The organism is Bacillus sp. Bos-x628, assembly GCF_040500475.1.
Taxonomy (GTDB): domain Bacteria; phylum Bacillota; class Bacilli; order Bacillales; family Bacillaceae; genus Bacillus; species Bacillus maqinnsis.
The window spans coordinates 1,695,167-1,716,688 of record NZ_CP159358.1 but is presented as its reverse complement, the minus strand read 5'-3'; the positions used below and the strand labels follow the sequence as shown (position 1 = coordinate 1,716,688).

Annotated in this window: 21 protein-coding genes and 7 tRNA genes; 20 read left to right on the top strand and 8 right to left on the bottom strand. The window is 36.3% G+C overall.

Annotation, left to right across the window (positions count from 1 at the left end; translation table 11 throughout):
• The first annotated feature begins 206 nt into the window (after positions 1-206).
• The 7 genes from ABVJ71_RS09055 (at position 207) to ABVJ71_RS09025 (ending at position 872) form a co-directional block, all read left to right on the top strand.
• Positions 207-281: transfer RNA gene (locus tag ABVJ71_RS09055), tRNA-Asn, on the top strand.
• Positions 282-285: 4 nt separating this feature from the next.
• Positions 286-376, top strand: a tRNA-Ser gene (locus ABVJ71_RS09050).
• A gap of 13 nt (positions 377-389) precedes the next feature.
• Positions 390-461: transfer RNA gene (locus ABVJ71_RS09045), tRNA-Glu, on the top strand.
• A gap of 16 nt (positions 462-477) precedes the next feature.
• Positions 478-552, top strand: a tRNA-Gln gene (locus ABVJ71_RS09040).
• A gap of 28 nt (positions 553-580) precedes the next feature.
• Positions 581-656: transfer RNA gene (locus ABVJ71_RS09035), tRNA-Lys, on the top strand.
• A gap of 7 nt (positions 657-663) precedes the next feature.
• A tRNA-Leu gene (locus tag ABVJ71_RS09030) sits at positions 664-746 on the top strand.
• 42 nt (positions 747-788) lie between these two features.
• Positions 789-872 (top strand) — tRNA-Leu (locus ABVJ71_RS09025).
• Between the two features lie 308 nt (positions 873-1,180).
• Here ABVJ71_RS09025 and ABVJ71_RS09020 read toward each other — a convergent pair.
• A complete protein-coding gene (locus ABVJ71_RS09020) occupies positions 1,181-1,663 on the bottom strand; it encodes an antitoxin YezG family protein (RefSeq protein ID WP_353853737.1) in 483 nt (160 codons plus the stop codon).
• 5 nt (positions 1,664-1,668) lie between these two features.
• Positions 1,669-3,558: a T7SS effector LXG polymorphic toxin gene (locus ABVJ71_RS09015; protein WP_353853736.1), complete on the bottom strand. Its 1,890-nt coding sequence runs from the start codon at positions 3,556-3,558 to the stop codon at positions 1,669-1,671.
• A gap of 710 nt (positions 3,559-4,268) precedes the next feature.
• Between ABVJ71_RS09015 and ABVJ71_RS09010 the strand changes: the two genes are divergently transcribed.
• A complete protein-coding gene (locus tag ABVJ71_RS09010) occupies positions 4,269-4,424 on the top strand; it encodes a hypothetical protein (protein ID WP_353853735.1) in 156 nt (51 codons plus the stop codon).
• A gap of 956 nt (positions 4,425-5,380) precedes the next feature.
• Entirely contained in the window at positions 5,381-5,584 is a 204-nt protein-coding gene (gene cspC, locus ABVJ71_RS09005; protein WP_353853731.1) for a cold shock protein CspC, read from the top strand.
• A gap of 276 nt (positions 5,585-5,860) precedes the next feature.
• Here the strand turns inward: cspC (ABVJ71_RS09005) and ABVJ71_RS09000 are convergent, their stop codons facing one another.
• Both ABVJ71_RS09000 and ABVJ71_RS08995 read right to left on the bottom strand, forming a co-directional pair.
• Positions 5,861-6,238 carry a DUF2283 domain-containing protein gene (locus tag ABVJ71_RS09000; protein ID WP_353853734.1) on the bottom strand — a complete coding sequence of 126 codons (378 nt, stop codon included), beginning with the start codon at positions 6,236-6,238 and terminating at the stop codon, positions 5,861-5,863.
• Entirely contained in the window at positions 6,238-6,930 is a 693-nt protein-coding gene (locus tag ABVJ71_RS08995) for a DUF4258 domain-containing protein (RefSeq protein ID WP_353853733.1), read from the bottom strand. The genes ABVJ71_RS09000 and ABVJ71_RS08995 overlap by 1 nt, the downstream gene beginning before the upstream one ends.
• Before the next feature lie 86 nt (positions 6,931-7,016).
• Here ABVJ71_RS08995 and ABVJ71_RS08990 point away from each other — a divergent pair, with 86 nt between their 5' ends.
• Together ABVJ71_RS08990 and cspC (ABVJ71_RS08985) are read left to right on the top strand one after the other, a co-directional pair.
• On the top strand, positions 7,017-7,988 hold the full coding sequence (locus ABVJ71_RS08990) for a S8 family serine peptidase (protein ID WP_353853732.1): 972 nt from the start codon (positions 7,017-7,019) through the stop codon (positions 7,986-7,988).
• 295 nt (positions 7,989-8,283) lie between these two features.
• The gene (gene cspC, locus ABVJ71_RS08985; RefSeq protein WP_353853731.1) at positions 8,284-8,487 is read left to right on the top strand and encodes a cold shock protein CspC; all 204 of its coding nucleotides are present in this window, start codon (positions 8,284-8,286) and stop codon (positions 8,485-8,487) included.
• A gap of 401 nt (positions 8,488-8,888) precedes the next feature.
• Here the strand turns inward: cspC (ABVJ71_RS08985) and ABVJ71_RS08980 are convergent, their stop codons facing one another.
• Both ABVJ71_RS08980 and ABVJ71_RS08975 read right to left on the bottom strand, forming a co-directional pair.
• Positions 8,889-9,350 carry a CarD family transcriptional regulator gene (locus tag ABVJ71_RS08980; protein ID WP_353853730.1) on the bottom strand — a complete coding sequence of 154 codons (462 nt, stop codon included), beginning with the start codon at positions 9,348-9,350 and terminating at the stop codon, positions 8,889-8,891.
• 577 nt (positions 9,351-9,927) lie between these two features.
• Positions 9,928-10,977: an NAD(P)-dependent alcohol dehydrogenase gene (locus ABVJ71_RS08975; RefSeq protein WP_353853729.1), complete on the bottom strand. Its 1,050-nt coding sequence runs from the start codon at positions 10,975-10,977 to the stop codon at positions 9,928-9,930.
• Between the two features lie 258 nt (positions 10,978-11,235).
• Here ABVJ71_RS08975 and ABVJ71_RS08970 point away from each other — a divergent pair, with 258 nt between their 5' ends.
• From ABVJ71_RS08970 to ABVJ71_RS08945, 6 genes are all read left to right on the top strand, one after another.
• Positions 11,236-11,607 carry a MerR family transcriptional regulator gene (locus tag ABVJ71_RS08970; protein WP_353853728.1) on the top strand — a complete coding sequence of 124 codons (372 nt, stop codon included), beginning with the start codon at positions 11,236-11,238 and terminating at the stop codon, positions 11,605-11,607.
• 90 nt (positions 11,608-11,697) lie between these two features.
• Positions 11,698-12,594, top strand: a complete 897-nt coding sequence (locus ABVJ71_RS08965) for an alpha/beta hydrolase (protein WP_353853727.1) — start codon at positions 11,698-11,700, stop codon at positions 12,592-12,594.
• Between the two features lie 325 nt (positions 12,595-12,919).
• Positions 12,920-14,074, top strand: coding sequence for a type II asparaginase (locus ABVJ71_RS08960; RefSeq protein ID WP_353853726.1), 1,155 nt, complete (start codon positions 12,920-12,922; stop codon positions 14,072-14,074).
• A 571-nt stretch (positions 14,075-14,645) separates the two neighbouring features.
• The gene (locus ABVJ71_RS08955; protein ID WP_353853725.1) at positions 14,646-15,824 is read left to right on the top strand and encodes a Rap family tetratricopeptide repeat protein; all 1,179 of its coding nucleotides are present in this window, start codon (positions 14,646-14,648) and stop codon (positions 15,822-15,824) included.
• Between the two features lie 277 nt (positions 15,825-16,101).
• Entirely contained in the window at positions 16,102-16,722 is a 621-nt protein-coding gene (locus ABVJ71_RS08950) for a TetR family transcriptional regulator C-terminal domain-containing protein (RefSeq protein ID WP_353853724.1), read from the top strand.
• A gap of 12 nt (positions 16,723-16,734) precedes the next feature.
• A complete protein-coding gene (locus ABVJ71_RS08945) occupies positions 16,735-17,937 on the top strand; it encodes an MFS transporter (RefSeq protein WP_353853723.1) in 1,203 nt (400 codons plus the stop codon).
• Positions 17,938-18,137: 200 nt separating this feature from the next.
• On the opposite strand, the gene ABVJ71_RS08940 is transcribed toward ABVJ71_RS08945, so the two are convergent.
• Entirely contained in the window at positions 18,138-18,524 is a 387-nt protein-coding gene (locus ABVJ71_RS08940) for a VOC family protein (protein WP_353856623.1), read from the bottom strand.
• 385 nt (positions 18,525-18,909) lie between these two features.
• Between ABVJ71_RS08940 and ABVJ71_RS08935 the strand changes: the two genes are divergently transcribed.
• The 3 genes from ABVJ71_RS08935 (at position 18,910) to ABVJ71_RS08925 (ending at position 20,905) form a co-directional block, all read left to right on the top strand.
• The gene (locus ABVJ71_RS08935) at positions 18,910-19,383 is read left to right on the top strand and encodes a MarR family transcriptional regulator (protein WP_353853722.1); all 474 of its coding nucleotides are present in this window, start codon (positions 18,910-18,912) and stop codon (positions 19,381-19,383) included.
• Between the two features lie 277 nt (positions 19,384-19,660).
• Positions 19,661-20,713 (top strand): LLM class flavin-dependent oxidoreductase, encoded by a 1,053-nt coding sequence (locus tag ABVJ71_RS08930; RefSeq protein ID WP_353853721.1) that lies wholly within the window; start codon positions 19,661-19,663, stop codon positions 20,711-20,713.
• A gap of 9 nt (positions 20,714-20,722) precedes the next feature.
• Entirely contained in the window at positions 20,723-20,905 is a 183-nt protein-coding gene (locus tag ABVJ71_RS08925; RefSeq protein ID WP_353853720.1) for a hypothetical protein, read from the top strand.
• Positions 20,906-20,928: 23 nt separating this feature from the next.
• Here the strand turns inward: ABVJ71_RS08925 and ABVJ71_RS08920 are convergent, their stop codons facing one another.
• Positions 20,929-21,483: an XRE family transcriptional regulator gene (locus ABVJ71_RS08920; protein ID WP_353853719.1), complete on the bottom strand. Its 555-nt coding sequence runs from the start codon at positions 21,481-21,483 to the stop codon at positions 20,929-20,931.
• Positions 21,484-21,522 lie beyond the last annotated feature (39 nt).

Here is a 21,522-nt window from a genome sequence, read left to right as displayed (position 1 = left end):
AATGGATGAATGCCTCGGTCTCCCATGAGAGGTTGGGGCCTTTCTATCATGTATAAACAGAAGACAAAAAGGAAGAGGAAAAGGCTTGACTGTTATATCAGTATATGTTAAATTATAAAAGCCGTCGCAAATGAGACGGGAATGAAACGCTTAAAAATTCTTGACACATTTTTCTGGCATAGATATAATGAAACATGTCTCATTATTCCGCAGTAGCTCAGTGGTAGAGCTATCGGCTGTTAACCGATCGGTCGTAGGTTCGAATCCTACCTGCGGAGCCATAATGGAGAAGTACTCAAGTGGCTGAAGAGGCGCCCCTGCTAAGGGTGTAGGTCGCGTAAGCGGCGCGAGGGTTCAAATCCCTCCTTCTCCGCCATTGTTTATTGTATGGCCCGTTGGTCAAGCGGTTAAGACACCGCCCTTTCACGGCGGTAACACGGGTTCGAATCCCGTACGGGTCATGTTTGTTATATTCGTTGGGCTATAGCCAAGCGGTAAGGCAACGGACTTTGACTCCGTCATGCGTTGGTTCGAATCCAGCTAGCCCAGCCATTTTTTATATGTTTTCTGCATAGCAGATGAGCCATTAGCTCAGTTGGTAGAGCATCTGACTTTTAATCAGAGGGTCGAAGGTTCGAGTCCTTCATGGCTCACCATTGTCACGCGGGTGTGGCGGAATTGGCAGACGCGCTAGACTTAGGATCTAGTGTCTTTATGACGTGGGGGTTCAAGTCCCTTCACCCGCATTGTTTTTAAAAAAGTGCTTCACAAACAGCACATCATATGACGCGGTCGTGGCGGAATGGCAGACGCGCTAGGTTGAGGGCCTAGTGGGTGAATAACCCGTGGAGGTTCAAGTCCTCTCGGCCGCATCCAGTGATACCAAGGGTTTATAGACCTTTGGTGTTTTTTATGTTCTTGAAGAAAATGTGCTTTATGACCAAAAGTGTCCACTGCCTAATTTTTAGATGCAGGCAGTGCCTCAAAAGGTAATTAGACCTTCCTTAGGCTGTCAAGAAAATCCTATCATTATCTGGAATTTTCTGGTTTTAAAGTATTTGATTGGGCGTATTGGTTTCTTTTGATCTCTCCGTTATGGTAAATCACTTGCTTCGACTTGACAATTTTTCATTAGATCATGACAAACAAAAAACCCTCCATTAATTTGGAGGGCAATGTGTTAGTTGTTTTCTTCTTTGCTTTTTATATATTCTTCAAGAAATTCCCTAATTGATTTTCTTTTTGGGTATATACCTAAATTCTCATATGCCCATATGGCTTTTCTTTGTGAGCCATTTAAGCCTAAATTTAAGATATCATCATAACCAAATTCAATTGAAAACTTACCTGTATGATCTAGTTGAAGGTTAGCTGTTGTCCATACCTGTTCGTTATGTTTTATAAATTCTTCTCTAAGTTGTATGAATAACTCCTGCAGTCTAATTAAAATATTAACGTATACCCGTTCACTCACTTGAAAGTCATCAGGAATATTATGACCATAAAAATATTTTTCTTCATCAGTGTAAAAATAAAAAGCAACCTCTGATGAATCATTAAACACTTCGGAGTAAAGCCAAACTTTATGCCATTCAGTTGGAATGATTTCGTGTATATTCTCAGCAATTTCTTTATAAAGTTCTGACATTTTCTTTGTTTCCACTAAAGTTAACCTCCATACTCATTTTTTATATAAATATAATCTGTACTTTCGCCTATTTTATATTTCACTTCGAAAGCTGAAGGTCTTAAGGAATCTGAATGATATACTGCCTCAATATTTACAGAGACTTTTTCAGGTGGAACCTCTTTCAGTGCAGACAACCATTCCTGCTCCATGTTGTACCATTTCCCGCCACTTCGATTAATCTGTGAATTCATGGGAAGTAGGTTATCAATATCCCCAGAACCTTTAAAAATAGACGCAATTAAATGACCTCCGTCATCATCTGGCAGTCGATCTGGTTTCCCAGCATTTGATTGGGCGTATTGGTTTCTTTTGATCTCTCCGTATTGTAAATCCCTTGCTTCGACTTTGACAATGCGGCCATAGTGATCTGTTGTGTAGGTGTAGCCTTGTTTTGTTGTATACATGATATTTGGTTTTAACACTTTCTTTCGTTTCCATCTGACGAAATGTTCTCCATATTTAACGACTGTCGGCGGTGTTTTTGGTGCTGGTAATCGTCTGCCTGTCTTAGAGATCCCGTATCCTGGATTGTTGTCTAAACGTTTTGCCATGGAAAGAAGCTTATTTTTAATGTTTTCTCCATCAAACACGTTATATGGCAGTTTTCCGCCGCCAGCTATTTGAAACTTTGGTGAGTACGGCAATAAATTCGGAATGGAGACAGTATCTATTGATTTTGCTCCTTGTTCAAGTCCTTTTTTAATCGTTGTTTTAGCTGCAGATGTTCCTGTTTTCGTGATGGCTCCTGCACCTTTTGAGCCAAATACGATTTCTGCTAGAGAGCCAGTGGCATAGGCAAACCAATGTGCTCTTGAGTAGGCATCACCTTCAATAACCTCTTTTTGAAATGAATCAGAAATGGCTTTTCCAATGACTTTTGACGTTTCAATTGGGTGAGAAACAGCGGTGACAACAGATTCTACAGCTCCACCAGGGTCAGTGACAAGATCGTACATACCGATCACTGTATCTTTTGCCACATCATAAATACCAACTGCTGCTCCTTTTATGCCATCAATCAATACATCTGACGCTTCTTCTTGTGCTTTCATTTGAAGAAGGTGACTGTAGTACATTTTTTGATCGTAAGAGAGATGTTCATATCCAATCGCATCTACTATCTCAAAATATTGATCTACTGATATGCATGATGGATCATCAAGTTTTGCCATGAACTCTTTGATTCTTCGTTTCTCTGCTTCTTCTTTTTTCACCTTTAAATACGCTTTCACCTGTGCATCTATTTTATCATGATTTTTGTACACTTCTGTCTCATGAAACGCTTTTGCATCATAATACATGGGCTGTGCGTGTTTCCCTTTACCGGTGGCTGCCATCATTTTGGTATAAAATGATGTAAGATGTTGCTCGATCGCTTCTGATTTTGCGTATTCCGTTTTGAGTTCATGGTCTATTTTATGTAAGGCATCAATCGTTTCTTGTCGTTTTATATTCGCATCATCTAAGTGTTCGTTTACTTCTTTGCTAGAAAATACATCTAACTCAATCAGATCACGAATGTCATCAAAAATATTTGCAAGAGCTTCCTTTTGTTCTTCCACCATATCTTGATTGTTTTGAATGCCTTGTTTCACTTGAGATTCGAGAAAGTGCTCGTCAATAAACGTATAGCCTCCTAAAGATGCATCATCAAGCTTTCCTTTCACTCCATCTAAAAAAGCCTTTTGCATGTCAATAAAATCAAGATAGGTATTGGCATAAAGTGCAAGATCAGCATAAAAGGCTTTGATGTTATCTGCCCCTTTACCTGTGAACTCATCACCTAAATTAGCCACACCTTGTAATGCTTGTTTCAAATCTATCATTTCTTCCCGAAGTTCCTGATAGTGCTTCGCTCTTTCTTCCATAGCGTTTGTTAGTGCTGTTGCATCAAGTATTTTCCCCAGAAGAAGTCACTCCCTCCTATTCTGAACAAGGTCAATTTTACCAATGCAAAGATTGGCATTAAATAGGAAAAAAGATACAAAAAACACAATAAAAGCGGACATGAATCAAGACACACCTTATTGTATTGAATGATCAGCACGTGAGTTTTTTCTGGGCAAAATATTTCGTTCGTGTTGTTTGTCTCTATCATACGGTGTTTCTCAGAAAATAAGGCGTCCTTTCCGTGCATATCTGACCTATAAAACAAGTGTCCATAAAAATGGACACTCCTCAATCTAAACTTTTAAAAAACACACCTTCATAATTAACACCGGAATCAATTAATGCTACTTTAAACAGAATATCATAAGGAGCCTCACACTTTAATCCATTTTATTATTTTTTAACCAATTATCCTCCGGAACTTCCTCTTGATGTGACTGTTATTTGAGTATGATCGTTTTGTTGTAGGTTAATTGAAAATTTAAATAAAATTGAATATTTTGGAAGTTAAGTTGAAACATTAGAAAGTACATTACCACTTAATGACACTGAGAAACAAGAGTATGTCAAAGAAAAATTATTAAGAATGTTTCCGAGGAAATTTGGTGAGTTGATTTCAACTATTTTTGAGCCATTTTTGGAATTTACAATTGACGATGAAAATAAATAATTAGATTGGTTAATTTTGGTGAATTATCTAGATAATATTGATGAAGTAAGCATTGAACATCCAGTAATGAAACTGATTTTAGAAAATTCTAATCAATTAGATGAGTTTAAAGAGAAAAATCGTGATTTTATAGATAAAATTATTGAAAAAGATCATAAAATATGGAAACAATAAAAAATGTCATCATTCCTCTAGTGGATAAAGTTTGAAAAATTTCATACAACAAATGAAGGATAGTGAAGATCTTCCTCAATTAAAGGAAGGTAGTCCATTCAGTGATCTACTCTATAAAATGAGTCCCAAATATAAATTGTTCTTAGATCGTCAAAAACAAATCAAAAAAGAAGCAGATATGCAGAGATTTTTTTGAAAAAAATATATAGGATTGATGAAAATTGTTAAATTACATGCTAGGCGGATGTATTTGTATTTTCTTTTCCTATTTAACAGGAGTAAAAAAACTCTAATCATTGGATATAATGAATTCACTTTCTTAGGAGATAAAAAAAGTGATCCAAAAGAATCAGTTTATTGCTTTTGATCATTGGCATACTTACTTCATGAATGCCACTATTGATAATCTTGTTTGGTAGTTTAATGAAGTACATCTATGTTTTCGTGGTGATTGTCATCATTTTTATTAGTGCTCGTGTAGTTATTCGTATTTTCAAGTGAAATAAACATGTAAGCAAAAAGATGAGGTCATTTAAATGATTGTTCACTTTTTTTAATGATAAGCATTTATTCCCCATGAATTTGTTAAATGAGTAAGCTCAAAAATTTTTCCTTCATTTTTCCTCTTTAATAATGGTTAATCTTCTATCAATGATCGTATTTAAGAGTTAGTACAGGTGATCAAAGAATGTTGTAAAGTCAGAATTTCAAATTATTGTATCCTCAAGGGGAGTAATTCATGTTTTCTATTTCTTTGACCTCTTTGGTACTCGCAATCAAACATTCAACAGTAATGTTAAGAATAATTTTGCAATTATTTCTGATTCATGCTATAATAAAGATAGTTATTTTTGTTCGGCGTAAAGGATAGGTTGAATATAGACTGTTCGTCTTGATGATACTTGGGCAAGGATAGTACAATACATTGTGTGGTAACGCACTAGGAGGCAATAAAAATGGAACAAGGTACAGTGAAATGGTTTAATGCAGAAAAAGGTTTTGGATTTATCGAACGTGAAAATGGAGACGATGTATTTGTACACTTTTCTTCAATCCAAAGTGACGGGTTCAAATCTTTAGACGAAGGTCAAAAAGTAACGTTTGATGTTGAGCAAGGTTCTCGCGGAGCTCAAGCTGCGAACGTTCAAAAAGTGGCTTAATCTTAAATCTTAAAAGACAGATCCTTTGTATAGGGTCTGTCTCAGATTGTTGACAAAGGGCTAAAATGATCTTAATTTTAGCCCTTTGTCTTGTTTTCAGCTTGATAGAAAACCTTAGAAGTCTAGGAAGGACGATTACCGGAGCGGAGCGAATTTGACATTCATGAGCACCGATACGCAGACCTGACAACGAATGCGAGGGTTTGTCTACACGCTGACACTCACTTAATAAGTGGGTGTTTTATACATAAAAGACATCAATCTATAATATTTTATTTAATCCAAAAACTCTTTTTTATATTTTTCATTATCTAAAATTTTATAACCGATAAAGTTAGTGTAATCTTCATTCTCAAAAAGGAATTCAATCCCTAAAAATATTGAGGAGCTTTTTACAGGTTTATCAACCAATAAAAAATAATATGAATCATCTATTTGTTTATACATTTGGGAAAGTTCATTATTTTTAATATAAATTGCTTCATCTCCAAAAACTTCTAATCCAACTATATTATTGTTCTTATCAATATCTAGAGCTATTAAATCATTAGCTTCTAAATCTTCTGTTTCCTTAATTGTGTATTTATAATCTTTATTAAAAACATATATATATCCAATGTCAGCTGTTTTATCAAAAGTTATTCTTTTTTTCATTATTTCCACCTCTTTTTCACTCCACTTTTATAGGTTGTAGTCAATGTATTACCTTTTTTAGCTACAGCCACACCTTTATAAAGATACACTGTAGATTTATATTTCGGGTCATAATATTTCTTACCGTATTTTACTGCATCGAAGACTTGTTTAGGAGTAATACCACGTTCGATCATTCTTAAACCTAAGTGCCAACTGACCGTTAAAACTCTAACACCTGCTTTTCTCAATAAAAATACTGTTGCGGAAATAGCACCTCTAATAAGTATAGGAGCAATTAAAGCGTCAACTTCACTTTCTATTGCTAGTTCCTCTTTAATTTGTTCTTCTTGAACAATTAAGAGTTGCACATCGATATCTGGATTAATGTGATCCATATAAGCTAGTGTTTCATCATCTACTTTAAATGCGCTCTCTTTTAAATTTGAAATTTTTTCTTGATACAATTCTTTTTCATTATCTGACATATTGTTGTCAGTTATTTTTGCGTTATTTATGATACTGTTGTCATTAATTAAAATGGAAATATCTTGCTTGAGCAACTCTTTATCAGTTATATTAGAATTATTTTGCGGTTCAGTAGTTACTTCGTGTTCCGTTTCCTGTGCGGTTAAAGTTGTTATGGTAGGTCCTATTACTGTGAAAATCATAATTAAAGCGATAGTACAACTAATTTGTTTTAAAAATTTCAAAAAAGCCCCTCCAATTATCTAAAATCATGTATATTATAATATGATAATAAAGTAATATCAACAATAATTTGGAGGTATTGGTAATAATGTTCAAAAAATATCTTTATATAATTTTAGTCACTACTCTATTTTTTATAAATATACCTAATGTTTCAGCTAATGAACATCAACATAGGATTAGAAAAATAGCTGAGAAATATGATTTAACTGGAAAAGGAGTTTCCATAGCGATTTTAGATACAGGTTATAGTGGAAGTAATCTCAATATTATTAAGAAATTCAATGTAATTTATGGTGGGGATAATATAGAAGATATTAATGGCCATGGTACATTAATTGCTAATATCATCGGTTCAAACGATTTTGGTATCGCTCCTGAAGCTGAATTATATATTATTAAGGTTCTAGAAAAGAATGCATTTGGGAAATATGCGACTGTTATTAAAGGTATTGAAAAAGCAATTCAATATGATGTAGATATTATATTAATGAGCTTAGGGGGTACTGAGTATTCTAAAGATATAGAACATATTATAAAAAGGGCTCTAAAAAAAGGAATTGTCGTAATATCTGCAGTTGGTAATGACGGACTATCAAAAGAAGATACAATAAGATATCCTGCTAAACTAAATGGTGTAATAGGTGTTGGAGCTGTTAATGAAAGTGGACATAGATGGTTTCGATCTAGTAGGGGTGAAGGAATTGATATTATGGCTCCAGGTGAAAATTTTAAAAGTGTAGATCAAAAAAATAACGAAACGAGAATAAGTGGAACGTCTGTGGCAGCTGCCTATTTATCGGGGTTTGTATCACTGATGTTGCAAGATAAAAGAAATATGACGAATGAACAAATGATTAATATGCTATCTAAATATAGTGAAAAAGAAAAAGATGTTATTTCATATGGAAAAGGTATTCTTAATGAAGAAGAAACTTTAAAGCAATTAAGGAGATCTAATATTTATTCTAATACATTAAAAGCAGGAATTATTATATTTATTTTATTGAGTATGTACTTTTTGATAAAGAAGTTTAACGAAAAGAAATCCTTCTTTTAATAGAAGAATGTGTTTTTCAAGAGTTAGGCTCGAATTTTAAAAATTAAGATTAAAACATTTGGAGAATATTTGTGATTTTCATCTTGGTAATTAAGCATGGGATACTACGTCTCATATTAGCACTATATACGTTAGGAGAGGACAAATTGCAATTATTTCCGAATCATGCTATAATAAAGATAGTTATTTTTGTTCGGCGTAAAGGATAGGTTGAATATAGACTGTTCGTCTTGATGATACTTTGGGCAAGGATAGTACAATACATTGTGTGGTAACGCACTAGGAGGCAATAAAAATGGAACAAGGTACAGTGAAATGGTTTAATGCAGAAAAAGGTTTTGGATTTATCGAACGTGAAAATGGAGACGATGTATTTGTACACTTTTCTTCAATCCAAAGTGACGGGTTCAAATCTTTAGACGAAGGTCAAAAAGTAACGTTTGACGTTGAGCAAGGTTCTCGCGGAGCTCAAGCTGCGAACGTTCAAAAAGTGGCTTAATCTTAAATCTTATAAAAGACAGATCCTTTGTATAGGGTCTGTCTTTTTATGTTCTCTGTTTTTTCTTCAATAAAAAACCCTACTCAGCGTGCGAGTAGGGGGGTGGTACAAGGTAAAAGTAAAAAGATTTAAAACTTCAAAGGTTTATTTAAGTATAACATACTGGATTGTCAATATGCGTAATATACAAAAAATATTTTTTCATTTCTTTCTTCTTTTTCACTGATTGCAAAAATCAGGTGACTGTTTTAGCAAAATTTTATTGATGGGAATGTGATCGTTGAAATATAAAGAGGTGAATGTTCTAAAAGTAAGGTGAAGAAGTTGAACATCTTTGAACATGTTGCTTTTAATCATAATTTTCACAAAAATTCAGATACCACACATGGTGTATGAGAATCTTAACAGAAACTTTTTATTTGATTTTCAGTAATTCCTTTAATGACTTCCAGTTCACTCATCAAAAACTCATAAGCGTGATCTAACATTTTTTTTTCACTTGCATTAAGTGCTTTTTCTTTTTTCATTCGCATTAAATCACGTATAACTTCAACGCCTTCTTGTATGTCGCCCGTTTTAATTTTGTTCGTGTTTACTTTAAACCTTTGCTTCCATGGCAGTAACTTATCTGATTTCCCGTGCTGAAAAATGTGCATAATGCGTTTTAATGTAATGATATCAGTAACTGGTCTTATACTTGAACCTGATATTTTCCGCGTTGGAATCATCACTTTCATATTACTGATCGTCATTTTTATAACATAATACTGTTGTTTTTCATCAGAGATTTCTTTTTCTTCTATGGCTTCAATTATACCTGCTCCTTGCATTGGATAAACAATGTTATCGCCAATTTGAAACATATATCCACCTCCATATATAGTTACCTTCTTCATGTTACCATATGTTGGTGGTGATAGTCAAATATTTCATAATAACATCACGTTTTTTATTTGTCAATATAATTTTAGGGATTAGATCTAAAAAACATTAAAATATTAGAGGAAGTGTCATATTCCGAATAAAATTTCAGTTGGTCCGTGTATATCCTGAAACCTAGACGCTCTAAATAGATCAATTTTTCATTGACGATTCTTGCTGACATTGCAGTTTTTGTGTTAGCTTATTCGTTTTTTAGTTCCAATTCTAGTAAGTAAAAGTAGAAATAAACATGTGAACACACAAAAAAACGGCAGACGTTAAAGAACCACTACTCAGAGAATAGTGGTTTTTGACGTATCGTTGTGAATAAAAGATGCGGTGGTTATGATCGAAGAAAAATAAAGTGATCATGATCAATAATTTGTACACAGACTAAACCAAGTAAACAGAAGAGTAAAGAGGCATTCGTGCTAAATTGGTGAACGATAGGAATGTGAAGACGTTTGTGTCAAAAATAAAAAGACTAACCAATAAGGCTAGCCTTTCTAGATTCTACATTTATAACGTCGCAATATCAATTACAAACCGATAGCGGACATCGCTTTTGAGTACGCGTTCGTATGCTTCATCGACTTGACTTGCGTGAATGACTTCAATTTGTGGTGCAATGTTGTGAGCTGCTGCGAAATCAAGCATTTCTTGTGTTTCCTTTATGCCGCCAACAAGAGAGCCGGCAATGCTGCGTCGACCCATAATCAACGAAAAGACTCGGAATTGATCCGGTTCAGCTGGTGCACCGACGTTGACCAACGTACCGTCGACACGAAGTAAGGATAAATACGCATCCACGTTGATATTTGCAGAGACTGTATTGAGAATGACATCAAACTGACCAGCGAGTGTCTTGAATGTGTCTGGATCGTTTGTAGCGAAGTAGTCTTTTGCTCCAAATGACAAAGCTTCTTCTTTTTTATCCAAAGAACGGCTAAGAACGGTCACTTCAGCACCCATCGCATGGGCGAATTGGATCGCTACATGTCCAAGACCACCCATACCGACGATCGCAACTTTTTTGCCAGGTCCAACATTCCAATGCTTTAACGGAGAATAGGTCGTAATACCCGCACATAGTAGAGGACTTGCGATATCAAGATCTAGATTGTCAGGGATGCTGACCACAAAGCGTTCAGTCACGACAATCTTTTGGCTGTAGCCGCCATATGTTGGCTCTCCCTCGTAATCAAGGTTATTATAGGTTTGAACGACACCTTTTGCGCAATATTGTTCGTCTCCATTCTGGCAATATTCACACGTACCGCATGAATCCACAAAACAACCGACCCCTACACGATCTCCAATCGTAAACTTGGTGACTGCATCGCCAACTGCTGCAACGACCCCAGTGATTTCATGACCTGGTACCATTGGAAAAATCCCACCGCCCCAGTCGTCAAAGGCACTATGGATATCTGAATGACAAATGCCGCAATAGTGAATATCAATTAAAATATCATGCGGACGAAGCGCTCTCCGCTCGATTGTTGTCCGTTCAAAGTTTGCTTTTGCATGTGAAACACTTAATACTTGAGATTGATACGTCTGGCACATTTTCGATCATCCTTTCAAAAGTGAAATTCGTTTCTTCTACTCTACTGTAAGTCTTAAAGTGAACTCTAAGTCAAGGACGAATCCTCTAAAAGCAATGAATGAAAAAAGAAAAAATGAGATTTGAGCCGAAAGAATCTTGTGTCGTTTACCAAAATGTAGATGATGAGAAAAGGGAACATAAATGATAGGTGACGTGAAAATTTTGACTTCAAGTTCACTTTACGTCGTAAGGTGAAATAAAAAAGAAGGGTGACAACAATGAAAATATCACAGGTAGCGAAGCAATTGGATTTATCCACAGCCACGCTCAGGTACTACGAAAACGTTGGATTGATTAGACCGATCAAACGTGACAAAAATGGCATCCGTGATTATACAGAAGAAGATATTCAATGGATAGAGTTTATTAAATGTATGAGAAATGCAGGGCTCTCGATCGATGCGCTCATAGAATACACTTCATTATTTACTGAGGGAGATGATCGGACATTAACGGCTAGAAAAATGATTCTGGTGAACGAAAGAGAAAGATTGATAGAAAAACGGAAAGAAATTGAAGAGACCATCAAGCGATTAGACTTTAAAATTGAAGGATATGAAGATGTGATTTTAACAAAAGAAAGAGAATGAAAGAACCAAATGAATGCAAACCCAATTTTTATGAATCAATTAAACAAATGTATATTGAATAAACAAAAAGCATGAAGGGAGCTTGTGAAAATGAACATAGAAGAACAAATCAAAATAGCTGTTTCATTACGTCAACAAACAGAACGTTCTCTGACAAGTCATTCGGAGCTTAAACCATCCAATCCGCCTGAAGTGAACAAGATGGAATATTTTATTCCAACATCTGCTGGAGAAACAAGGGTTTGGGTATTCAAACCGATAGAAAAATTAACACAGGTACTACCGGTATTTGTAAATATGCACGGTGGCGGGTTTATACTGGGCAGTGTTGACATGGATAACCACTGGTGTCCAGTGATCGCAGATCGTGCGCAATGTATGGTCGTCAATGTTGATTATCAGCTGGCGCCTGAAAATCCTTTCCCAGCGGCTCTATATGAGTGCTACGACGTAATGAAATGGCTTTATGAGAACCATGATGAGCTATGTATTGATCCAGAAAAATTGGCGGTCGGAGGACATAGTGCAGGTGGGAATTTGGCTACTTCTGTTTGTTTACTTAATATACAAAAAGGGAACAAACTGCCGATTGTTTATCAAGTGCTCGATTATCCTCCGTTAGATTTAGCGACTGATCCGAATCTGAAGCCAGCATTTAAAGAGGCAATTCCGCCTGATATGGCTAATCTCTTTAATGCACTCTATTTACAAGAAGAAGATGCGCGAAACCCGCTTGCTTCTCCTGTCTTTGCAGATGTATCATCTTTAGCAAGTATGCCCCCTGCACTTGTGATCACAGCCGAGAAAGATTCATTAGCTGCTGAAGCCAAACATTATGCTGAAAAGTTAAAAGAAGCAGGGGTAGCTGTCACATATTGCCAATATAGAGGAGTCTCTCATGGCTTCACACATGCAGGCGATTTGGAAATAGCTGAACAGGCTTGGCATTTCATGAGTGACAAATTAAAAGAGGCTTTTAACTCATAAATAAAAAGATGATGAACAAGATCATCGCTTTAATCATGTAGCGATCATGTTCAAATTTATCAAAGTTCCTCGAAGAGACACAATCTGATTTTTAAAATATCAAGTGATTTGATGAACGAATATATAAAATAGAGGAAGTTCAGCGGTGTGTGTCTAATGCATAAAATAGTCATTTAGACATAAAGTGATGCTTATAAACATACTTTTGTACTTCATTTGTTTCCAGAACTTTTGCCTCATGCTGATGAATGAACGAATATTATAAAGTAAAACCTATAGAAATGGATAACCATCTATTAGAAACTATATGAAAAGAGATGATCAGATGAATGTAACAAAATGGCTAGGTGTGATGTTTCTTTCAATTTCGTTATTGCTAACTGCAGGCTGTGCAGGCAACAACTCACAGGAAAGTAGCCAGAACAAAAGAGAAAGCGCATTCAATCAAACACAGCAGGAAAGGAAAACACGTGCAGTGGAAACAGGGAATCATTCACTTGCCAATATTAAAGTGTTGGCAACGGGCGGTACAATTGCAGGCTCTTCAGATAGTGATACAGATACAACCGGATATAAGTCTGGTTCACTCGGTATCGATAAAGTGATAGCTTCTGTTCCACAGTTAAAAGATATTGCGAACGTGACTGGTGAACAGGTTGCGAATGTAGGGAGTGAAAATGTAGATAACGCTCTCCTTTTAAAATTAGCAAAGCGAGTCAATCAGCTATTAAAGGACGATCAAGTCGATGGTATTGTCATTACACATGGAACAGATACGCTTGAAGAGACTGCTTATTTTTTACATTTGGTTGTCAAGAGTGAAAAGCCAGTTGTGGTTGTTGGATCGATGAGACCAGCATCAGCGATTAGCGCCGATGGCCCTCTGAATCTATACCATGCAGTGAAAATTGCATCGACAAAAGATGCAAAAGGTAAAGGTGTCATGGTGACATTAAATGATCGAATTGCATCAGCTCGATTTATTACCAAAACGAACACAACGACAACAGATTCCTTCAAGTCCCTTGAGCAAGGTTACATTGGTGAAATTGCCGGTGAAGAGGTCTCATTTTATAATGAACCGACAAGAAAACATACGGTTGACAGCGAATTTGACGTGTCAAAAATGAAGGAATTGCCACAGGTGGATATCTTATATGGCTATCAAAATGATGAGAAATATTTATATGATGCCGCAGTGAAAGCCGGAGCAAAAGGTATTGTCGTAGCTGCAGCCGGAAATGGAACTATGTCAACAGAAGCCATTAAGGGTGCAGCAGATGCAGTCAAAAAAGATGTTGTCATTGTAAGATCAAGCCGTGTAGGAAGTGGGATTGTTACACATGAAAAGATGGATGACAAATATCACTTCGTTACATCTGATTCATTAAATCCACAAAAAGCACGCATCTTGCTAATGCTTGCACTCACTAAAACCAAAGATCCAAATAAAATTCAAACTTATTTTGAGCAGTATTAAAAAAGGAAAAAGACCGAAGAAAGCATCTTGGGTCTTTTTTTCATTATGATGAATCTCGTCACGAGCTTTTAAAGAGAGTAAAATGTCCGCAAAATATAGTCTAGATCGGTTAGAAAGTGACCTGTTTGATCAATATAATGTGTTTGGCGTCCATCCTGTAATTGTATGACTTCATATTTCCCCTTAAGTACATCTGAATTAAATATTGAATAGAGAAACACTTTTTAAGGCGTTTCTTAGGTGATCATATATATTTCCGTAAAGAGATAATAAAGTTTTAGATTTTTTTGGAAACTTTGCATAATATTTTTGAATAAGATGTAGCTACATTTATTCAGTGTTTCGTGATAATCATGTCCTATTATAGGGGTTAATTTATTTAAGCTTTGATACAAACTGGCACTAGCCCGTATTTCTAAGCAAGTCACTCATTCCATCTTATAAGAGTTTTGACATTTAAATAAATGAATAAGAGATAAATTTCAATATTTTGTTTTTATGAAACTAAATTCTCTTTTAACTACAATAAGACTTTGGCACAATAAAAATAATTGGAGGGAGGTTGTAAAAATTGGAAGATATTATCCCGTATGATTTGGTCACAACAAAACTAAACTTTTGGTATACCGCTATTAAAAATAATCTAATCAAAGATGCGGTGAATCTAAAAAAAGAAATCGATATATTAATTAAAAATATGGAAGAAAATCAAGATGTGTTGTTATATTATCAATTATTGAATTTTCGTCATGACATTATGTTAAGTTATATGACATCAAAAAGCTTAAATGAGATAAAAAAATCTCATGACTATTTAAACTATTTAAAGAAAAAACAGAAAAATATGAATCAAATGTTAGAATATTATTTCTATTACTTCATGGGTATGTATGAATTTAGAAGAAAAGAATTAACTACAGCTATTACTGCATATAGACGAGCTGAACAAAAGCTTGCCCAAATAGATGACGAAATTGAACATGCTGAATTTTTCTTTAAAGTATCAGAAGTTTACTATTATATGAAACAGACCTATTTCTCATTAAATTATGCAAAAAGAGCACTAAGAATTTATATGAAGAAAGATACATATGCGGATCGTATTATTCATGTTCAATGTATCATCGCTGGGAACTACTTTGATATTTTGGATTATTCGGGTGCTCTAAAAATGTTTGAAGAGAATTTGAATATATCTAAAGAAATTCAAAAAAAACACTTAATAGGTACTTCACACATGAACATTGGAATATGTAGTATTTCAATGAAAGAGTATGATAAAGCAGAGCATCATTTAAGAATTGCGTTAAAGATACTAGAAGAAGAGAAACACAGTTTTTTGACAAAAGCTCTTTTTAATATGTGTCTCATCCAATTCAAAAAGAATCAACTAAAAGAAGCCAAACAGTATTTAAAAAAAGGACAAAGAATATCTCGCCTTAATCACGATCAAGAATATTTGACTAAGTTTATGATACTCCAATCCCTTTATCTCAAAGAAAATAAAGATTTGCTTTATCAATGTTTTGATTTTTTAAAAAAGAGAAAAATGTTTGCGGATATTGAAGAGTATTCATTAGAAGTGGCCGATTTCTTTTATGAAAAAGGAAATTATGAAGCTTCTAGTGAATATTATCGCATAATGAGATTTGCTAGAGACGAGATTAAGAAGGGAGAAATGATGAATGAAAACCACATTGATGCTTTTGGTGCTACTAGCACTAGCGGACGGGGGTACATTCGTAATTAACAGTCTGGAGCATTCAGTAGCAATTGAGCAAGAACAACTAATAGTCTCTTTAATGGATAGGGTAGGAAGTTAATCATTTCTGACAGTCATTGGCTGTCTTTTTTGATGATGGCGCAAATGAACGTGTTGTTTGTTTTGATACGATCTGCTTTTCTTTCAAATTGATGACTTTTTCATTGAATTATGGGAGATATCATTTTATAATAAAAAATAAACCAACTGGTCGGTTTTTGTTTTGTCCCATTGAAGAAATGTAGGGTAGAAAGGATTGTTGGACATGACAAGTACACAAGGCGGAGTCGGAAAGAGTGAGAAGACAAAGCAAAAAATCGTGACTGCTTCGCGTGACTTATTTGCCAAAAAAGGATATTCAGAAACTTCTGTGCGAGATATTCTAGAGTCTGCTGGGGTAAGTAAAGGCAACCTTTATCATCATTTTAAAGGTAAAGAGTTTTTGTTCCTTCATATCATGGAAGAGGACCATCGCGTCATGATGGAGAAGTGGAATGACGTGAAAAAAACATTAAATGCTGCAACAGATAAGTTGGCAGGTTTTGCAGAGCTACTTAGTCAAATGAGTATCAATTACCCATTAATGAGAGCCAGCGAGGAGTTTTATGCAAGTGCTTTTACGTCAGAGGAAGTCGTGGAACGGATGAACAAGATTGATGTTGACTTTGATGACGTGATGAGAGAAATCTTACTTGAAGGAAATCAAGACGGCAGTTGGTCTATTGAGCATATAGAGTCAAAAGTGAAAATTTTACTCTCCGTTTTTTACGGATTAGATGTGCTATATAAAAATGACACCATACAACAACGAAAAAAATTGCAAAAAGAGGCCATCTCATTGTTTATTCACGGGATCAACCATCATGAGAAACAAGAGAGCCAGTAAAGGAGATACATCATGCAAAAACCGTTGAAAGAACAAAAGGCTGTACTGGTAATTTTACTAAGTAATATTTTTATTGCGTTTTTAGGCATTGGACTTATTATTCCTGTCATGCCTTTATTTATGAATGTGATGCACTTAACAGGCAGTACAATGGGATATCTTGTCGCTGCATTTGCCGTTGCTCAATTAATCTCATCACCCTTAGCAGGAAGATGGGTGGATCGCTACGGCAGAAAAGTCATGATCGTGTCAGGACTGTTTCTATTCGCACTGTCTGAACTCGTTTTTGGATTAGGGACACATGTATACGTCCTATATGGAGCAAGGGTTCTAGGCGGCATTAGTGCGGCATTTATTATGCCTGCTGTGACAGCCTACATAGCAGATATCACGACAGTTCAAGAAAGATCAAAGGCTATGGGGTATGTGTCTGCGGCGATTAGTACGGGGTTTATCATTGGACCGGGAATTGGGGGATTTATTGCAGAATATGGCGTTCGTCTGCCGTTTTTCTTTGCAGCAGGTATTGCCTTTATTGCGGTCATCTCCTCTATGTTTATGCTAAAAGAGCCATTCACAAAAGAAGAACGAGAGAAGCAAATGGAGAATGTGAAAGACTCGACCTTCTTTAAAGACTTGAAAAAATCAATCCATCCCAGCTATCTCATCGCTTTCATTATTGTATTTGTGCTATCATTCGGTTTATCAGCATATGAAACAGTATTTAGTTTGTTTACAAATCATAAGTTCGGTTTCGGACCGAAAGATATTGCAATTATTATTACCGTCAGCTCCATTGTGGCTGTGATCATTCAAGTACTTGTCTTCGGTCAACTTGTGAATTTCCTTGGTGAGAAAAGAGTGATCCAGCTTTGCTTAATCGTCGGTGCGATTTTAGCTTTCGTTTCCACTGTCGTCTCAGGGTTTATAGTCGTGCTGATTGTCACATGTATCATTTTCTTGGCATTTGATTTATTACGACCGGCATTAACGACATTTCTTTCAAAAATCGCTGGCAACCAGCAAGGATTTGTAGCGGGGATGAACTCAACGTACACAAGCCTTGGGACGATTTTTGGCCCAGCACTCGGCGGAATTTTATTTGATCAAAATATTCACTTCCCATTTCTATTTGCAGGTGTTGTCTTATTTCTAGGATTAGGCTTAACGCTTATTTGGAAGGGGAAGGTGACCGAAGAGACAGCAGCAGAATAACCCCATAGATGAAAGGCATAGGTTGAATAATCAAGCATTGGCTTTAAAACTGCGGCTTGATATGATTCAATTCCTGTGCCATTTTTTTATTTTGATGTTTTTTTATAAATTCCAGTCATGTCAAGCGTCTCTTCGTGCTGACAGCCTTTGAGAATACTCAGGAGAATTCTGTTCTCCAATTGGTCTTAAGTACAAGCGCGTCATTTCTCCTCTATATATCTAGAGATCTCAATTAAATTCATATCAGGATCACGGATATAAATGGATTCAATTGGACCTAGAGCACCAGTACGCTCGACCGGTCCCTCTTCAATTGGCACGACCTGTTTTCGAAGGTGCAGCAATAAGTCATCCATGTCCAAATCTGTGATGAAACACAAATCAGCAGATCCAGGCAAGGGATGCGATGCTTTTGGTTCAAACTCGTGTCCTGCTTCATGAAGGTTGATCTTTTGCAAACCAAAACGGAGTGCTTTTCGGCCGTCTCCGAAGGTCTCTTCCTTCATCCCTAATACGTTTGTATAAAAGCGAATGGTTTCCTCTAGATGTTGAACGGTCAACACGATATGATCAAGTCGTCTTATCATCATTCTCTCCTCCAAGTACGATCATTCAAGAGATTTTGCACTTTTGTTTTGATTGAACTGCTTCTATTATATCATCACGAGAAGGCGAAACCTTGAGATATGGTTACTTGAACGAGGTTTTTGTAGTCCAGTTTTCGATCAACGACTACTTTCCTTACACAGACGCTCTCATCAAACTCAATTCAGTGTAAACAGACATTCGCCTTTTGCGGATGATAAAAGGAAACAGGCATTGCTATAACAAGCAGTTTACGAGCTGTTTTATCGGTACAACTAGGGCAGTCATCAGTCTTTGCTATGAAACAAACACATTGACAAGAAAATATCCTAGTGTTAGGATAAATTTATCCTATTTTTAGGATTTATTGAAAAAGGAGTAGTTGCTATGGTGCAGCATGAACGTGAATTAGATTTAAGGCTTTTCCGAGTTTGGATGAAAGCCTACCAAGCCCTTTTTACAAATATTCAAAAAGATATTGAAAGCTATAAGATTGGATTTGAAAATTTTCAGATTCTTGAGTTGTTGTATAGCAAGGGACCGCATCCTGTTCAAAAAATTAGTGACATTTTATCCATTCCAAGTGGAAGCATTACATATGTGGTCAATAAATTAGAGAAGCAAGAGCTTGTCAAAAGGCAGTGTGCGCCCTCTGATAAGCGAGTATTTCAAGTACACCTTACGGACAAAGGGAAGCAATTATTCGATGTTATATTTCCAAAACATACAGATGCTATTTCACAAAACTTGTCCTTTATTGAAAGAGAAGAAAAAGAGCAATTAATTGAATTACTGAAAAAGATCGGTTTAGGTGCGAAACAACTTCATGAAAAGGGGAAACAAGGTGACACTCAGCTTTGATACATTGGACGTGAAATAAGATCTGCAAATCTCTCTTATCAACAGACTTGAAAATGTTTGGCATTTTGAATGTGCAACAATATGAGGAGATGATAGAGAGACCATGATCTTTTCTGAGTAAAGAGATGGAATTTTTCAAAGGACTATTGAAAAAAAGGCTTTGGAACCTTGTTCAATGATGGGACTTAAACCAAAAGCAATAAAGAAGTTCATGATCACCTTGAGGAAAGGAAAAGTAGAAAGCAGTGACTTATTTATAAGATAGGAGGTTCCATACATGGAACTAGGAATTAGTACATTCGTTGAAACAACACCTGATTTTCAAACGGGAAAAACAGTTAGCCACGCACAGCGTATTAGAGAAGTAGTAGAAGAGATTATATTAGCTGACCAAGTAGGTCTAGATGTATTTGGTGTTGGAGAGCATCACAGGAAAGATTTTGCGGCATCGAATCCAGCCGTGTTATTAGCAGCTGCGGCAACGCAAACAAAGAATATCCGCCTAACAAGTGCAGTAACGGTCCTTTCATCGGCAGATCCCGTACGTGTGTTTCAGGATTTTGCCACATTAGATGGATTGTCTAATGGCCGTGCAGAGATTATGGCAGGTCGCGGTTCATTTATAGAATCTTTTCCACTGTTTGGATATGATTTAAGTGATTATGAAGAGTTATTTGAGGAAAAGCTTGATTTGCTGTTGAAATTACAGCAGTCTGAACGTGTGACATGGAGCGGCAAGCATCGTGCATCCATTCAAGATGTTGGGGTATATCCACGACCTGTTCAAGATCCTCTTCCGATCTGGATTGGCAGTGGTGGGAATCGTGAATCAGTCGTTCGTGCAGGATTATTAGGATTGCCTCTCGTGCTCGCAATCATTGGCGGAAGCCCTAGACAATTCACGCCACTTGTCCAGTTATACAAACAAGCAGCTGTTCATGCTGGACATGATCCCGCTAAGTTGACTGTGGCATCACATTCGCATGGCTTTGTGGCAGAAGAAACAGAGCTGGCTGCAGATCAATTTTTTCCTTCCACACAGCATGTCATGAATACATTAGCGAGAGAGCGGGGCTGGGAACCTTACACGCGTTCTACGTTTGATGCAGCAAGAACATTAGAAGGTGCGTTGTATGTGGGAGATCCAGATACAGTTGCAGAAAAAGTAATCCATCTGCGAAAAAATGTAGGAATTACCCGCTTCATGCTTCATGTGCCGGTTGGCTCTATGCCGCATGATCAAGTACTAAAAGCGATTGAATTATTCGGAAAAGAAGTGGCTCCTCAAGTGAGAGAAGAAGTCGCTCGCTGGGAAGCAAAGCAGAAATAAAATCAGTCGATGACACATGGTTTAATCGCAGGGCATGAGCGCCAGAAGCAAGACGAAGTTGAAGAAAAAAACAAGTTGAAAGCAGATAATCCATTTTTTCATATATTCATAGAAGTGATTGATAAAAATTCAGGGTCACATTTTTCCGGAACGGTCGTGCGTACCCCTAGATTTATTAAAATAGAAAGCTGACAGGGAACAAGCCTGTCAGCTTTTTAATTGGGATAATAAAGGATCATTTGCAGCCGTGTTATCTGGTTTCCTAATTGTCTGTACTCATGGGGACGATCTGCTTTGAAACGGATAGAGTCACCAGCTTTTAAGGTGTATTCTTCGTCACCGATTGATAAATAAAGCTCTCCTTCAAAAACAGTAATCAATTCCTCTGTTCCTCCGATATGTTCATCAGCACTTAACGACCCGCCAAGATCAATTTCCACTTGATACACTTCAAACTTCCTTCGGACATCAAATGGAAAAGTCGTATAAACGCGATATCTCCCTTCGTCCTCTGTTAAAACCTGTCCCTCTTCTTTTCGCACCACATTGATTTCAGGTTGTGGAGCGTAAATTAACTCACTAAAAGACACCTTTAAACCATTTGCAATTTTCCACAAGGTTGTGATGGTCGGCGTCGATTCGCCTCTTTCAATCTGACCGATCATCGTCTTGCTGACACCTGTTAAATCAGCCATCTTTTCGAGGCTTAACTTTTTTTGTTCTCTGAGAAGCTTCACGTTTTTAGAAATAATTGATTGCACTTCTTTCATATAAAAAGCTCCTTTCTGCATTTACTTTATAAAGACTGA